Genomic DNA, 14,904 nt, shown 5'->3' on the forward strand with positions numbered 1-14,904 from the left:
CGTCAGCCCTACTGGTCGTCGCTCAAATGTCCAGGTTTTCGGCAAAGGCCGCCCGGTCCTGGATGAAACGGAAGCGCGCTTCCGGCCGGGTGCCCATCAGCGCATCCACCGCGTCGCGCGTGCCCTCGAAATCGACATCGTCGATGTCGACGCGCAGCAGGGTGCGCTTGGCCGGGTCCATGGTGGTTTCCTTGAGCTGCGCCGGCATCATCTCGCCGAGGCCCTTGAACCGTCCGACTTCGACCTTCTTGCCCTTGAACACCGTCTCCATCAGTTCGGCGCGGTGGGCATCGTCGCGGGCATAGACGCTCTTGGCACCCTGGCGGATGACATAGAGCGGCGGCACGGCGAGATAGAGGTGGCTGCCGCGGATCAGTTCGGGCATTTCCTGGTAGAAGAAGGTGATCAGCAGCGAGGCGATGTGCGCGCCGTCGACGTCGGCGTCGGTCATGACGATGATGCGCTCGTAGCGCAGGTCTTCCTCGCGGTATTTCGTCCGCGTGCCGCAGCCGAGCGCCTGGATCAGATCGGCGATCTGCTGGCTGGCGGTCATCTTGTCGCGGCCGGCGCTGGCGACGTTGAGGATCTTGCCGCGCAGCGGCAGGATTGCCTGGTTGGCGCGATTGCGCGCCTGCTTGGCCGAGCCTCCGGCCGAATCGCCTTCGACGATGAAGAGTTCGGCGCCTTCAGCGGTGTTCTGCGAGCAGTCGGCCAGCTTGCCCGGGAGGCGCAGCTTCCGCACCGCGGTCTTGCGGTTGACTTCCTTTTCCTTGCGCCGGCGAAGCCGTTCCTCGGCGCGCTCGATCACCCAGTCGAGCAGCTTGGCCGCCTCGTTGGGATTGTCGGCGAGATAGTGGTCGAAGGGATCGCGCAGCGCGTTTTCGACGAGACGCTGGGCCTCGACGGTCGCCAGCTTGTCCTTGGTCTGGCCGACGAATTCCGGCTCGCGGATGAAGACCGACAGCATGCCGACGGCCGAGATCATCACGTCGTCGGTGGTGATCTCCTTGGCGCGCTTGTTCTGCGTCAGCTCGGCATAGTTCTTCAGGCCCTTGGTCAGCGCAATGCGCAGGCCGGCCTCGTGCGTGCCGCCTTCAGCCGTCGGGATGGTGTTGCAGTAGGAATGCACCAGCGGGTCGCCGCCGTACCAGGTGATCGCCCATTCCATGGCGCCATGGCCGCCGGTCTTTTCGGTCTTGCCGGCGAAAATCTCGCGGGTGACGGTGAATTCCTTGCCGAGCGTGGCGGCCAGATAGTCCTTCAGGCCGCCGGGAAAATGGAAGACCGCCTTCTCCGGGATGTCGCCGCCTTCCGGCACCATGCCCGGATCGCAAGACCAGCGGATCTCGACGCCGCCGAACAGATAGGCCTTGGAGCGGGCCATGCGGAAGATCCGGCCCGGCTCGAATTTGGCATGGTCGCCGAAGATCTGCGGATCCGGGTGGAAGCGCACGCGGGTGCCGCGGCGGTTGTGCACTTCGCCCAGTTCCTCCAGCCCGCCGAGCGGCACGCCGCGCGAAAAGCGCTGGCGGTAGAGCTTGCGATTGCGGGCGACCTCGACCTCGAGCAGGTCGGACAGCGCATTGACGACCGAGACGCCGACGCCGTGCAGACCGCCGGAGGTCTCATAGGCCTTGCCGTCAAACTTGCCGCCGGCATGCAGCTTGGTCATGATCACTTCGAGCGTCGACTTGCCGGGCACCTGCGGGTGCAATTCGACGGGAATGCCGCGTCCGTTGTCGGTAACGGTCAGGAAACCTTCGCCATCGAGATGCACGTCGATGAAGTCGGCATGGCCGGCCACGGCTTCGTCCATCGCGTTGTCGATGACTTCGGCGAACAGGTGGTGCAGCGCCTTCTCATCGGTGCCGCCGATATACATGCCGGGACGCATGCGCACCGGTTCCAGCCCCTCGAGCACGCGGATCGACGAGGCGCCGTATTCGCTCTCGCTCGATGTGGCATTGGCCTTGGGCGTGGCGGCCGCCGGGCGCGGTGCCTCGGCCTTCGGCGTGACCGCAGGCGAGGGGGCCTCCGCCGGCTTCGTCACAAGCGGCAGGGCGGCGAAAAGATCGTTGTCGTCCATGGCGTCGTTCAATAATCTGTCCGTTGCGTCAGCTTCGTCGGCAGGGGCCGGGCGTCGCAAGCTGCCTTTCGCCTGCGTCGCTCTTGCGAATCAGCGGGATCATGCCAGAAAGGCGGGGCAGGCGCGACTTTGCCGGCAGGCTGCCGCGTGTAATTCAGTGAAGCTTTGCGTGTCCGCGTTGAGGAAGGCAAGGCCAATTGCCGGAAGGAGACCCCGCTTCCATGCAGATGTCCACAGCTCATTTCCGCAAGGGGGCCGTTTTGGTGGGCCTGTCGTTGCTGTTTGCGGGCGGCACGGCGCGAGCCGAAGCGATCCAGCCCTATAAGGATGCGCTGTTCTCCGGACAGACCGTGCTTGAACGTCGCGACGGCGGCAATTTCGAGGTCATCGACTATCAGGAACTGCGCGACATCAACGGCCGCGACCAGATCCCCGAGCGGCGGGTGAAATCGAAATATGTCGATCTCGGCGTCAGGCGTCAGCAGGTCAACGAAACGTTGCGATTGCCCTCCGGCAATCTTGAGGTCGCCCGCGTCGGCCAGGCGGACGGGGCTGCCTTCACCGTAATCTTCATTCACGGCCGCGGCGGCGACCGGCGGCTCGGCACCAACGATTTCTCCTTCGGCGGCAATTTCAACCGGCTGAAGAACCTCGCGGTGAGCAATGGCGGGGTCTATTACGCCCCCTCCGTCACCTCCTTCGATGTTGCGGGCGTCACCGCCATTTCTGGCCTGATCGCCCATGCCGCCGCCCGATCGCCCGGCAGGCCGGTGGTGCTCGCCTGCGCTTCCATGGGCAGCTTCATCTGCTGGGGCGCAGCGCGCGACGCGGGCACGGTTGCCAATCTCGCTGGGCTTGCCATTCTCGGCGGGGCGCCGGACCCGGCCTTTGTCGGCAGCGCCGCGCACAAGGCGAAACTGCCGGTGTTCTTCACCCATGGCAGCCGCGACAGCGTCTACGCGTCAGCCGACCAGATCGCGCTTTACGACCGGCTGCACAAGGCCGGTTACCCGACCCGCTTCACCCTTTACGAGACCGGCTCGCACGGCACGCCGGTGCGCATGAGTGACTGGCGTACCATCCTCAATTGGCTGTTGATGGCGCGGTGATGAGGCGGCTGCACGCAGGCGTTGCTAATTCATGGCGCAATACCGCGTCTGATTTTCACCATATCGCGCGATTTGCAGGCGAAACGCCGCCGCCGCGCTTTTCATCGCCCCCTCGATTTGCTAGGTCCGGCCTATCATAGCTGGGGTGGGTTTTGACCATGACGACACCAAATGTCCGTCCGCTTGTCGCGGGCAACTGGAAGATGAATGGCACGCGGGCCTCGCTCGACCAGATCAAGGCCATGGCCGAGGGCGTGAAAGGCCCGCTTTCGGACAAGGTTGAGACGCTGATCTGCCCGCCGGCCACGCTGCTCTATGTGGCGACCGCGCTCTGCGACGACAGCCCGCTTGCGATCGGCGCGCAGGATTGCCACCAGAACGCCTCGGGTGCCCATACCGGCGACATCTCGGCGGAAATGATCGCCGACTGCTTCGGCACCCATGTGATCGTCGGCCATTCCGAGCGCCGCACCGACCATGCCGAGACCGACCATCTGGTGCGGGCGAAGGCCGAGGCCGCCTATGCCAGCGAACTCACCGCCATCATCTGCATCGGCGAGACGGCCGACGAGCGAAAGGCCGGCCAGACGCTCGACATCCTCAAGCGCCAGCTCTCCGGCTCGTTGCCGGATGCGGCGACTGCCAAGAATACCGTGATCGCCTATGAACCGGTCTGGGCGATCGGCACGGGGCTCACCCCGACCACCGCCGATGTCGCGGAGGCCCATGCCTTCATGCGCACCGAACTGGTCAAGCGCTTCGGTGCTGAAGGCCAGAAGATGCGCATTCTCTACGGCGGTTCGGTCAAGCCTTCGAATGCGAAGGAACTGATGGGCGTTGCCAATGTTGACGGCGCCCTGATCGGTGGGGCGAGCTTGAAAGCGTCGGATTTCCTCGCCATATACCGCGTCTATGAGGAACTTACCGCCTGAAAAGGCGGTGGTTGCTGCCCCTAGGGGCTTTCTTTGCCGTGGCCTCTCATGTAAAGAGCGCCCAACCGATTGATTGTGCCCGTCGCGGGCAGGTGGAAAATTCATGCAGACCGTATTGATTGTCATTCATCTCATGATCGTGCTGGCGCTTGTCGGCGTTGTTTTGATCCAGCGCTCTGAAGGCGGCGGCCTCGGTGTCGGCGGCGGCTCCGGCTTCATGTCGGCCCGCGGTACGGCGAACGCGCTGACCCGCACCACGGCGATCCTGGCGACGCTGTTCTTCATAACCTCGCTGGGCCTGGGTCTTCTCGCCCGTTACGAATCGAAGCCGACCGACATTCTCGACCGTATTCCAGCCGGAACATCGGCGCCGTCGGGCAATGTCCTGGACCAGCTTCCGGGCGCCGCTCCGGCTCCGGCGACGACCCCGGCTCCGGCCGCCGACGGTGCAGCCGCGCCGCAGGCCGATCCGTCCGCCGTACCCACCGGCAACTGATCGCCAGACTTCTCATCGCTCCGGCGGGCTCTCGGGTCCGCCGGTTTTCTTTTGTGCATATTCCGCCCCGCTTAAGAAAAAAGTGGGTAAAGGCTGATTTTGGGCTAGCGGAATCGAATTCTAAACGGTAACCGGTGAAGCCCATGGCGCGATATGTATTCATCACTGGCGGCGTGGTTTCCTCTCTTGGCAAAGGAATAGCGGCCGCGGCACTCGGAGCATTGCTGCAGGCGCGGGGTTACCGCGTTCGTCTGCGCAAGCTGGACCCCTATCTCAACGTCGATCCCGGCACGATGAGCCCGACCCAGCATGGGGAAGTCTTCGTCACCGATGACGGCGCCGAGACGGACCTCGACCTCGGTCACTACGAACGCTTCACGGGGCGTTCGGCCACCAAGACCGACAACATCACTACCGGTCGCATTTACAAGAACATCATCGACAAGGAACGCCGCGGCGACTATCTCGGCGCAACCGTCCAGGTCATCCCGCACGTCACCAACGAGATCAAGGACTTCGTCGTCGAAGGCAACGAGGACTATGATTTCGTCATCTGCGAGATCGGCGGTACCGTCGGCGACATCGAGGCCATGCCCTTCATGGAGGCGATCCGCCAGCTCGGTAACGACCTGCCGCGCGGCAACGCCGTCTATGTTCACCTGACGCTGATGCCCTATATCCCCGCGGCTGGCGAACTGAAGACGAAACCGACCCAGCATTCGGTCAAGGAACTGCAGGCGCTCGGCATCCACCCCGACATTCTGTTGGTGCGCGCTGACCGCGAAATCCCTGAAGCCGAACGCCGCAAGCTCTCGCTGTTCTGCAATGTGCGCGCCTCCGCCGTCATTCAGGCGCTCGACGTCGCCAATATCTACGACGTGCCGTTGGCCTATCACAAGGAAGGCCTCGACAACGAGGTATTGGCCGCCTTCGGGATCGAGCCGGCGCCAAAGCCCCGTCTCGATGCCTGGGAAGAGGTCAGTAACCGCATCCGCACGCCGGAAGGCGAGGTGACCATTGCCATCGTCGGCAAGTACACCGGCCTCAAAGACGCCTACAAGTCGCTGATCGAGGCGCTCTATCACGGTGGCATCGCCAATCGCGTCAAGGTCAAGCTCGAATGGATCGAGTCGGAAGTCTTCGAGCAGGAAGATCCGGCACCCTGGCTTGAGAAGGTCAATGGTATTCTCGTGCCCGGTGGTTTCGGTGAGCGTGGCTCGGAGGGCAAGATTCTTGCGGCCCAGTTCGCTCGCGAGCGCAAGGTGCCATACTTCGGCATCTGCTTCGGCATGCAGATGGCGGTCGTCGAAGCCGCCCGGCATCTGGCCGGCATCGAGAAGGCCTCTTCTACCGAATTCGGCAAGACAGACCAGCCGGTCGTCGGCCTGATGACCGAGTGGATGAAGGGCAATGCGCTCGAAAAGCGCGCCGCCTCCGGCGACCTTGGCGGCACCATGCGGCTCGGCGCCTATAAGGCTGCCTTGAAGAAGGGCACAAAGATCGCCGAGATCTACGGCTCGACCGAGATCTCCGAACGCCACCGCCACCGCTACGAGGTCAATGTCGACTACAAGGATCGCCTCGAAGCCTGCGGCCTGGTGTTCTCCGGCATGTCCCCGGATGGCCTGCTGCCGGAGACCGTCGAATACCCCGACCATCCGTGGTTCATCGGCGTCCAGTACCACCCGGAACTGAAGTCCCGCCCGCTCGACCCGCACCCGCTGTTCAAGAGCTTCATCGAAGCTGCAGTGGAGCAGAGCCGACTGGTCTGAAATAGGTCGTGTCGTCTTTCTGCCGCTTGCGGGCAGAAGGTGACGCCCATCGACAGGCTCGAGAGCCGAATGAGCGATTACGGCGTTTACATCGGCCGAGTTTGAGGATGCGAAGCCCGGCGGAGACGCCGGGTTTTTTAGTGTCGGGATAGCGAATATCGGTCCACACCGCCAAGCTTTGCAGCATCCGGCCGCAGCCTTCCCCCATAAGCGGGGAAGAACTCGACCGATTCCGCAAGAGAATCAAAGCCACACCGACAATTTCATCCCCGCCCTCTCGCCTCGATCTAAACTCATCGCGTTCCGTCGCGGATACACCACAAGGCGTTGTGGCGAGGCGGGGCCGGCGCGGGGTTTGGGGGAGAGACGCAAGATCCCAGGCTCCGGGTCCGCGGAAAATGGTCTCCCCTGGCGACGTGGGGGCAAGGGTGAAGGCTTTGGACAGCCCAAACCCTTGCCGGCCCTGACAGCGCGCCGGGAGCGCCTGTGTGGCGTGGCATGGTGGTAAGACCGGGTTGTCGAGGGTGTGCGGGCGTCCGCCGGTGAAAGCCGGGCCTGCCTGAAAAATCCCCGGCAAGGGCCGGCGCCGCAGAGAGATCGAAGTCGCGGGCAAAAACCGCCGAACGGGGCGCCGCAGGGTGTCATTTGTTTTTTACCTTACGAGGCAGCCTGAGGCGCCCCGTCCGCTCAAGTTGACCTTGGGCACAAGGAAATGAGAGCGAAACCGGAGGGCGAAGGCCTGGCCGGCGTTCCCGGCTGGCCAAACGCCGTGGTAGCGCCGCTATTGGATCATTCTTTGGCCACGTGCGTTGACCAAGGTCCGCCCCTGCATAAAGCCGACCGGCTCAGGCGGAAATGAAATGACAGAAGGAATTCCCATATGAAAAAGACAATCACGACGGCGATCGCCGCATTGCCCCTGCTGATGTCGGCCGGCATGGCCGTGTCTGCCGACACGGTCACGGCGCGCGATCCCGTACCGACCTATCAGGAAACCGACCGGGTCGGTGGCGTCAAGATCGGCTACCTCACTTGCGACGTCGGCGGCGGCGTCGGCTATGTGATCGGTTCGGCCAAGCAGGCAGAGTGCGTCTTTTCCTCCGCCATGGGCGGCGAGGCCCTCGACCGATATTCGGGCACGATCCGCAAGATGGGCGTCGATATCGGCTTCACCACGCGCTCCAAGCTGGTGTGGGCCGTCTTCGCCCCGACCGCCGGCTATCACCATGGCTCGCTTGCCGGGCTCTATCAGGGCGCGAGCGCTGAGGCGACCGTCGGTGCCGGCATCGGCGCCAATATCCTGGTCGGCGGCACTGCCGGCTCGATCCACCTGCAGACGGTCAGCGTCACCGGTCAGCTTGGTCTCAACCTTGCCGCCACCGGTACCTCCGTCACGTTGACGCCCGAAAGCTGATCGTCAGCCGAGGGCCGCAAGGACCGGCGCCAGCAGAAAGGCGCCGGCTGCGACCAGAAAGACCGAGAGAATGTTCATGTAGAGGCCGGCCTTCATCATGTCGGCGACGCGCAGTTCGCCGGTGGAAAACACGATGGCATTGGGCGGTGTCGCGACCGGCAGCATGAAGGCGCAGCTTGCGGCCAAGGCAACGGCTGCGGCCAGCACGACGAGGTCGATGCCAGTCGCTGCCGCCATGGTGGCGACCACCGGCAGGAGGGCGGCGACCGTTGCCGTATTGCTGGCAAGTTCGGTCAGGAGGACGACGGTGAGCGTCAGGAGCAGCAGGAAGGCGAAGGGAGACAGGCCGTCGATGGCGCTCAGTGCTGCGCCGATCCATTGGGCAAGCCCGCTCCTGTCCATTGCCGAGGCGAGCGAAAGCCCGCCGCCGAACAGCAGCAGCACGCTCCATGGGATCTGCTGGGCGTCCTGCCAGCGCAACAGGAACTGGCCTCGACCGGCGAGGCCGTTGGGGATGAGGAAGAGGGCGAGGGCGCAGGCAAGCGCAATACCGGGATCGCTGAGGTTCTCCAGACCCGGCACGCCGTTCAGCAGCGGTCGGGTGATCCACAGCGCAGCCGCCGTCATGAACACCATGCCGACGCGCCATTCGGCCGGACTGGCCGGATCGCCGCTCGAAAGTTTCGATACGGCGTCGTCGGCTCTCATCGAGGCTGAGAATGCGGCGCTCACCGGAAAGGCGACGCGCGTCAGCACCAGCCAGCCAAGCGGCAAAAAGACGAGAACGAGCGGAATGCCGACGGCCGCCCAGGCCGCGAAGGACAGGTCTATGCCATGGCTCTCCGAAAGATAGCCAGCGAGCAGCGCATTCGGCGGCGTGCCGATCAGCGTGCCGATGCCGCCGATGCTGGCGCCATAGGCAAGGCCGAGCAGCAGGGCCCGCGAGAAGCGATGTACATCGGTGCTCTCGTCGCCATGAGCGTCAGTGAACACGGCGATCACCGAGCTTGCGACCGGAAGCATCAGGACAACGGCGGCGGTATTACTGATCCCCATGGAAATCAGGCCGGTGGCGACCATGAAGCCGAGCACCAGCCGGCGCGGTTCGGTGCCGATCGCCTGCACGACGGAATAGGCGAGGCGGCGATGGAGGCCCCAGCGCTTGACGCCGGCGGAGAGCAGGAAACCGCCGAGAAACAGAAAGACCAGCGGATTGGCATAGGGTGCGGCGGCGGCGTTGATGTCGCCCTGTCCGATCAACGGCAGCAGGATGAGCGGTAGAAGCGCCGTGACGCCGATCGGAATGGGCTCCGTCGACCACCAGATTGCCATCAGAAGTGCCAGTCCCAGCGTATGCCAGCCTTGCGTGGACAATCCAGCGGGCGGTTCGATGAGCAGCGTGGCCAGCAGCACCGCTGCGCCGACGACGAGTCCAATCAGGGCGGACGGGGCAAGAAGCCGCACGTCCGGACGCCCAACAGGCGCGCTCTGCGGATCGGCCATCTCGCGCCTCAGCGCTCGATCATGCGCAGCAGGAGCACCGGTATCTCGGCTCCGACCGGCAGTTCCGGCGCGTGCGGCGGGCGGATGATCAGGCAGTCGGAATTGGCGAAGATCTTCATCATCGACGAATCCTGCTTGCCATAGCTCTCTGCCAATAACAGGCCGTTGGCGTCGAGCGTCAGCCGGGCCCGCAGATAGTCCTGGCGCTTGTCGTTCGCGGCAAGAACGGTCGCGGTCCGGGCAGTGGCAAGGCGGGACATGGGTGCCCGGCCGGAAAGCTTGGCGAGCAGCGGTTCGAGGAACAAGAGGCCGCAGACCATGGACGAGACCGGATTGCCTGGCAGGCCGAGCACATGCATGCCGTCCAGTTCGCCGACCATCAGCGGCTTGCCGGGACGCATGGCGATCTTCCAGAAATCGAGGCGCATGCCGGCGGCGAGAAGGGTCGACTGGACGAGATCATGATCGCCGACCGAGGCGCCGCCGAGCGTGACGAGAACATCGACGCCGGCGCTCCTGGCCTTGTCGATCGCGGCGGTGATCTCGGCACGATCGTCGGGCACGATGCCAAGATCGATCACCTCGGCACCGGCCTGGCGCGCAAGGGCGGCGATGCCGAAGGTGTTGGAGCCGATGATCTGGTGGGGACCAGGCGGCGTGCCGGGCGCCACCAGTTCGTCGCCGGTCGCGAGAATGGCGACCCTTGGCCGGGCGAAGACCTCGACAGTCGCATGGTTCATCGCCGCGACCAGCATCAGCCGGCCGAAATCGAGCCGGGTGCCGGCCGAAAGCACGGTCTCACCTTCGGCAAAATCCTGTCCACGCGGTCGGATATGCCGGCCCGCCGTCACGGGAAAGGTCGTGCGGATGGCATGGCCTTCAAGCTTTTCGGCATCTTCCTGGATCAGGACGGTATCGGCACCGGCGGGCACCGGTGCGCCGGTGAAGATGCGGACTGTCTCTCCGGGACCAACCGTGCCGTCAAAGCCGTGGCCGGCAGCCGATGTACCGATCACCGTTAATGTGGCTCCTGGCTGAGGGGCGTCTGCGGCACGAAGCGCATAGCCGTCCATGGCGGACGCGTCGAAGGGCGGCTGCGTCAAGCGCGCCTCAATTCCTTCGGCTAGCACGCGACCGTCTGCCTGATCGATCGCCAGCGTCTCGCGTCGGTCGATCGGCACTGCGGCCTCTAGCAGTCTGTCTTGGGCGTCCTCGACCGCGAGCAATGACATCAGCCTGCCTCCGGATGGTGGAATGTACCCGACTTGCCGCCGGTCTTTTCTAGAAGTCTAATGCCGCCAATCTCCATCGCCTTGTCGGCGGCCTTGGCCATGTCGTAGATCGTCAGGCAGGCCACGGAGACGGCGGTCAGCGCCTCCATCTCGACGCCGGTCTTGCCGGTCAGCTTGGCGGTCGCGGTGACGCGCAGGCCGGGCAGGGCCGTGTCTTCTTCGATGTCGAGGGTGACCTTGGTCAGCATCAACGGATGGCAGAGCGGAATGAGGTTCGATGTCTGCTTGGCGGCCATGATACCGGCAATACGGGCCGTGGCGATCACGTCGCCCTTCTTGGCATTGCCGGAGCGGATCAGCGCCAGCGTCGCGGGCGCCATCCTGACATGCCCCTCGGCGGTGGCGCTGCGTGCACTCTCGGCCTTGTCGCCGACGTCCACCATATGCGCCTCGCCTGCGGCGTTGATGTGGGTGAGGCCGCCCATCAGGCGACCTGCGCCGGGGACTGGCCCGTCAGAAGAAGACGCGTTGCGGCAGCGACGTCAGGCTGGCGCATCAGGCTCTCGCCGACCAGGAAGGTGGTGATGCCGCAGGTTTCGAGACGCTTGCAGTCGTCGAAGCTGAAGATGCCGCTTTCGCCGACCAGCAGGCGGTCGGCCGGCACCATCGGGGCGAGCCGTTCACTGACCGAGAGGCTGACTTCGAAGGTGCGCAGGTTGCGGTTGTTGATGCCGATCATCGGCGAGACAAGCTTGACGGCGCGTTCGAGTTCCGCCTCGTCATGCACTTCGATCAGCACATCCATGCCGAGGCCGAGGGCTTCGTCCTCGAGACGCTTGGCCTCGTCGTCGGAAAGAGAGGCCATGATCAGCAGGATGCAGTCGGCGCCAAAGGCGCGGGCCTCGTGGACCTGATAGGGCTCGAACATGAAATCCTTGCGCAACGCCGGTAGCGCGCAGGCGTTTCGGGCCTGAACCAGATAGTCGAGCGAACCTTCAAAGCTCGGGCCATCGGTGAGAACGGAAAGACAGGCCGCACCGCCGGCTTCATAGGCCGCGGCCAATGCCGGCGGATCAAAATCCGGGCGGATCAGGCCCTTGGACGGGCTTGCCTTCTTGATCTCGGCAATAAGGCCGAAGTCACCGGCCTCACGACGCGAAGCAAGTGCACGATAAAAGCCGCGCGGGGCCGGCTGCTCGCTGGCAAGCGCCTTGAGATCGGCGAGCGAGCGGAGGGCTTTCGCTGCGGCGATCTCCTGGCGTTTGTAGGTTTCGATACGCTTGAGGATGTCCGCCATGGCTTCAGTCTCAGTCCCGTGGTGCCTGGTTGGAAACGGCGATCAGCCTGTCGAGCGCCCGGGCGGCGGAGCCGCTGTCGAGCGATTGCGACGCTAGCGCCATGCCTTCGTGAACGGTCGTTGCCTTGCCCGCGACGATCAGCGCAGCGGCGGCATTGCAGAGCGCCACGTCGCGATAGGCATTCTTTTCGCCGTCGAGAACGGCCTTGAGGGCCGCCGCATTGAATGCGCCGTCGCCGCCCTTGATCGCCTCGAGCGGTACCGTCGGCACACCGAAATCGTCCGGCGTCAGTTCAAATGTGGTGATCTCGCCGTCCTTCAGCGCTGCGACCTGGGTTGGGCCGGTGGTGGTCACCTCGTCGAGACCACTGCCGTGGACGACCCAGGCGCTCTGCAGTCCGAGGTCGCGCAGGGCCTCGGCGCCGGGCAGCAACCATTCTGGCGAATAGACGCCGAAGAGCTGACGCTTGACGTTGGCGGGGCTTGATAGCGGGCCGACGATGTTGAAGATCGTGCGCGTACCGAGCTCGACGCGGGCCGGACCCACATGGCGCATGGCTGGATGGTGGAGCTGTGCGAACATGAAGCCGATGCCGGCTTCACGAATACAGCGGGCAATGGTTTCCGGATCGATGTCGAGGCGCACACCAAGCGCCGACAGGCTGTCGGCCGCACCCGACTTGGAGCTCAGGGCGCGGTTGCCATGCTTGGCCACAGGAACTCCAGCGCCGGCTACAATCAGAGCCGCCAGTGTCGAAATGTTGTAGGTATTCGTCCCGTCACCCCCGGTGCCGACGATGTCGATGGCATCAGGCGGGGCTTCGACGGGCACCATCTTGGTGCGCATGATCGAAACGGCACCGGCGATTTCGTCGACGGTCTCGCCACGCACGCGCAACGCCATCAGGAAGCCGCCGATCTGGGCCATGCTGGCCTCGCCCGACATCAGCACTTCGAAGGCGCCGCTCGCCTCTTCGCGGGTGAGCGCCTGTCGGTTGGCGACCTTGGCGATATAGGGCTTCAGACCGGACATGTGTTTTGCTCTCCCGTCCTCAGCGAACCATGGCCTGTTCGGCGAGCTGTTGATTGATCGTCACGCCGTAATCGTCCTGCAGCCGGCGGACCATCTGGTCGAGGATGTCGTCGCCGGCGGCCGTGGCGATCTCATTGGTCTGCGCATCCGCATTGCCGAGCGCATCCGTCAACGGTTGGTCCCTGACGTCCGTCACCTTGAGCAGGATCTGGGTCTCCGGATCAGCGCCCGGTGCGCTGGCAACCAAGCCGACCGCTCCGCCGAAAGCCACCGTCACCGCGGCCGGGCCAAGGACCGCGTCCTCCGTCTGGCGGCGGATGCCGGCTTTGGTTTCGACCGCGATGCCGAGTTCGGCTGCGATAACGTCGAGCGACTCGCCCTTGGCAACACGCTCCTTCAGGCTCTCGGCCTTGGTGCCGAGGGCGGTCTTCTGTTGCTCTGCGGTCCAGTCGGCAGTCGCCTTTTCCCGGGCCTCATCGAGGGTGCGATCACGCTCGGCGACGATGTCCTTCACTTCGATCCAGATATAGCCGTCATTGCCGATATTGAGCGGAAGCGCCTCAACACCGACCTCGGTCTCGAAGACTTCGGCAAGAAGGGCGTCGCGCTCCGGCAGGTCGGGCACGTCGGTGCCGTCCTCGTCCTTGCCGGTTCTGTCCGCTGCCTTGACAGTGATCGGCTTGAGCCCCAACTGACTTGCCGAATCCTCGAGCGTGGAGCCGCCGGCCCGCAAGTCCTCGAACTGGTCATATACTGTGGTCATGTCCGCGACCGCGGCCGCTTCTGCCAGAGCCTCACGGATTTCTTCCCTGACCTCGTCCAGCGACCGTGTCCGGCCTTCCTTGATGTTGGTGACCCGCAGGATGACGGGGCCGAGGGCGCCGTCAACGACATCCGTCGTCGCGCCTTCCGCGGTGATGGCGAAGGCGGCGTCCGCGAGGATCGGATCGGGCAGCCTGTCGCGCGAGAATTCGCCAAGCAGCACGTCGCTCGCGGTCTTGCCCTGGTCGGATACCAGCTGATCGAAGCTCGTCCCAGTCTTGAGTTCGGCGAGCGCTGCCTCGGCCATTTCCCGGGTTTCGAAGCTCAATTGTTCGATCGTACGGGTGCCGGCGATTTCATAGTTCTTCTTGCGTGCCTCGTAATCCTGACGGATGGCTTCGTCGGAAATCGCCGCCTTGTCGGCAATGTCGGCGGGTTCGAGCTTCACGTAGGAAAAGCTGCGGAATTCCGGCGCGCGGTACCGCGCCTTGACCGCTTCGAACCATGCCGCCAGCGTCGCTTCGTCGGGCGCCTTGATCGGATCGATATGGGCATTGTTCAGCAGCACATAGCTGACATCGCGGCTTTCGTTGCGATAGGCTTTGAGCGCATCGACAAGGGTCTTGGGCGCGACGAAACCATCTGAGGTCGCTTCGACGATCTGGCTACGGATCGCCACCTTGGAGCGTTCAAGGATATAGTCGTCTTCGCGCAGCCCGGCATTGCGAAGGCGCGTGGTAAAGAGATTGCGGTCGAACTGGCCGCTTTCCGTCCTGAACGCAGGATCTTCGGCGATAAGCTGGGCGAGGCGATCCTTGGACAAGCCGAGATTCATGTCCTGGGACAGCTGGTCCAGCGCCGCTCCGGCCGCGAGCTGGGCGTAGACCTGATTCGGGACCCCGAAGGCCTTGGCCTGTTCGGTGGTGAGCTGGGTGCCGAAGCGGCGGCTGAGTTCTGAAAGTTGACGCTGGTAGGCGAGGCTGAATTCGCTTGCGGAAACCTGCTGGTCGCCTACGCTGATGACCGTGTCGGTTGCCGCGTCGAAAAGAGATGCGGAAATGCCCCAGACCCCGAATGAAGCGACAAGCAAGAGCAACAGTATTTTTGCGACCAGGGTACGGGCGCTTTTTCTCAGAACTTCCAGCATCGGAACACATTCACCTCATTACAGCTCTTCGCAGACCGCGAAGCGGTTGACGTTCCATAAAACAAACCGTTGCGGAAATGAAGGCATGTTCGGCGAAAAGGCTCGTGCCGACACGCTCGCT

At 64.1% G+C, this 14,904-nt stretch carries 12 protein-coding genes; 5 read left to right on the forward strand and 7 right to left on the reverse strand.

The annotated features are described in order from the left end of the window. Positions 1–22 precede the first annotated feature (22 nt). Complete coding sequence (gene parE / locus ACWPVA_RS05835) at positions 23–2,086, reverse strand: DNA topoisomerase IV subunit B (protein WP_454286781.1); 2,064 nt, start codon at positions 2,084–2,086, stop codon at positions 23–25. Between the two features lie 221 nt (positions 2,087–2,307). Here parE and ACWPVA_RS05840 point away from each other — a divergent pair, with 221 nt between their 5' ends. The 5 genes from ACWPVA_RS05840 (at position 2,308) to ACWPVA_RS05860 (ending at position 7,809) form a co-directional block, all read left to right on the forward strand. Then, positions 2,308–3,195 carry an alpha/beta hydrolase gene (locus ACWPVA_RS05840; RefSeq protein ID WP_454286782.1) on the forward strand — a complete coding sequence of 296 codons (888 nt, stop codon included), beginning with the start codon at positions 2,308–2,310 and terminating at the stop codon, positions 3,193–3,195. Positions 3,196–3,353: 158 nt separating this feature from the next. Then, the gene (tpiA, locus tag ACWPVA_RS05845) at positions 3,354–4,127 is read left to right on the forward strand and encodes a triose-phosphate isomerase (RefSeq protein ID WP_454286783.1); all 774 of its coding nucleotides are present in this window, start codon (positions 3,354–3,356) and stop codon (positions 4,125–4,127) included. A 103-nt stretch (positions 4,128–4,230) separates the two neighbouring features. Then, positions 4,231–4,623 (forward strand): preprotein translocase subunit SecG, encoded by a 393-nt coding sequence (gene secG / locus ACWPVA_RS05850; protein WP_454286784.1) that lies wholly within the window; start codon positions 4,231–4,233, stop codon positions 4,621–4,623. 143 nt (positions 4,624–4,766) lie between these two features. After that, positions 4,767–6,395, forward strand: coding sequence for a CTP synthase (locus ACWPVA_RS05855; RefSeq protein ID WP_454286785.1), 1,629 nt, complete (start codon positions 4,767–4,769; stop codon positions 6,393–6,395). Positions 6,396–7,275: 880 nt separating this feature from the next. Then, a complete protein-coding gene (locus ACWPVA_RS05860; RefSeq protein ID WP_454286786.1) occupies positions 7,276–7,809 on the forward strand; it encodes a DUF992 domain-containing protein in 534 nt (177 codons plus the stop codon). Between the two features lie 3 nt (positions 7,810–7,812). Here the strand turns inward: ACWPVA_RS05860 and ACWPVA_RS05865 are convergent, their stop codons facing one another. Genes ACWPVA_RS05865 through ACWPVA_RS05890 form a run of 6 tightly spaced genes read right to left on the reverse strand, consistent with a single transcriptional unit; the run spans position 7,813 to position 14,783 of the window. Next, positions 7,813–9,312 (reverse strand): SLC13 family permease, encoded by a 1,500-nt coding sequence (locus tag ACWPVA_RS05865; RefSeq protein ID WP_454286787.1) that lies wholly within the window; start codon positions 9,310–9,312, stop codon positions 7,813–7,815. 8 nt (positions 9,313–9,320) lie between these two features. Next, the gene (locus tag ACWPVA_RS05870; RefSeq protein WP_454286788.1) at positions 9,321–10,544 is read right to left on the reverse strand and encodes a molybdopterin molybdotransferase MoeA; all 1,224 of its coding nucleotides are present in this window, start codon (positions 10,542–10,544) and stop codon (positions 9,321–9,323) included. Next, positions 10,544–11,029, reverse strand: a complete 486-nt coding sequence (gene moaC / locus ACWPVA_RS05875) for a cyclic pyranopterin monophosphate synthase MoaC (RefSeq protein WP_454286789.1) — start codon at positions 11,027–11,029, stop codon at positions 10,544–10,546. Before moaC ends, ACWPVA_RS05870 begins: the two co-directional genes overlap by 1 nt. Further along, complete coding sequence (gene trpC / locus ACWPVA_RS05880) at positions 11,029–11,841, reverse strand: indole-3-glycerol phosphate synthase TrpC (protein ID WP_454286790.1); 813 nt, start codon at positions 11,839–11,841, stop codon at positions 11,029–11,031. Before trpC ends, moaC begins: the two co-directional genes overlap by 1 nt. A 10-nt stretch (positions 11,842–11,851) precedes the next feature. Further along, on the reverse strand, positions 11,852–12,874 hold the full coding sequence (trpD, locus tag ACWPVA_RS05885) for an anthranilate phosphoribosyltransferase (protein ID WP_454286791.1): 1,023 nt from the start codon (positions 12,872–12,874) through the stop codon (positions 11,852–11,854). A gap of 19 nt (positions 12,875–12,893) precedes the next feature. Then, positions 12,894–14,783 carry a SurA N-terminal domain-containing protein gene (locus ACWPVA_RS05890; protein WP_454286792.1) on the reverse strand — a complete coding sequence of 630 codons (1,890 nt, stop codon included), beginning with the start codon at positions 14,781–14,783 and terminating at the stop codon, positions 12,894–12,896. Positions 14,784–14,904: the final 121 nt, after the last annotated feature.

Source organism: Rhizobium arsenicireducens (genome assembly GCF_964021225.1).

Bases quoted from the DNA above. Each gene is read 5' to 3' on its own strand.
- parE (WP_454286781.1), bottom strand. From the start codon at position 2,086: ATGGACGACAACGATCTTTTCGCCGCCCTGCCGCTTGTGACGAAGCCG.
- ACWPVA_RS05840 (WP_454286782.1), top strand. From the start codon at position 2,308: ATGCAGATGTCCACAGCTCATTTCCGCAAGGGGGCCGTTTTGGTGGGC.
- tpiA (WP_454286783.1), top strand. From the start codon at position 3,354: ATGACGACACCAAATGTCCGTCCGCTTGTCGCGGGCAACTGGAAGATG.
- secG (WP_454286784.1), top strand. From the start codon at position 4,231: ATGCAGACCGTATTGATTGTCATTCATCTCATGATCGTGCTGGCGCTT.
- ACWPVA_RS05855 (WP_454286785.1), top strand. From the start codon at position 4,767: ATGGCGCGATATGTATTCATCACTGGCGGCGTGGTTTCCTCTCTTGGC.
- ACWPVA_RS05860 (WP_454286786.1), top strand. From the start codon at position 7,276: ATGAAAAAGACAATCACGACGGCGATCGCCGCATTGCCCCTGCTGATG.
- ACWPVA_RS05865 (WP_454286787.1), bottom strand. From the start codon at position 9,312: ATGGCCGATCCGCAGAGCGCGCCTGTTGGGCGTCCGGACGTGCGGCTT.
- ACWPVA_RS05870 (WP_454286788.1), bottom strand. From the start codon at position 10,544: ATGTCATTGCTCGCGGTCGAGGACGCCCAAGACAGACTGCTAGAGGCC.
- moaC (WP_454286789.1), bottom strand. From the start codon at position 11,029: ATGGGCGGCCTCACCCACATCAACGCCGCAGGCGAGGCGCATATGGTG.
- trpC (WP_454286790.1), bottom strand. From the start codon at position 11,841: ATGGCGGACATCCTCAAGCGTATCGAAACCTACAAACGCCAGGAGATC.
- trpD (WP_454286791.1), bottom strand. From the start codon at position 12,874: ATGTCCGGTCTGAAGCCCTATATCGCCAAGGTCGCCAACCGACAGGCG.
- ACWPVA_RS05890 (WP_454286792.1), bottom strand. From the start codon at position 14,783: ATGCTGGAAGTTCTGAGAAAAAGCGCCCGTACCCTGGTCGCAAAAATA.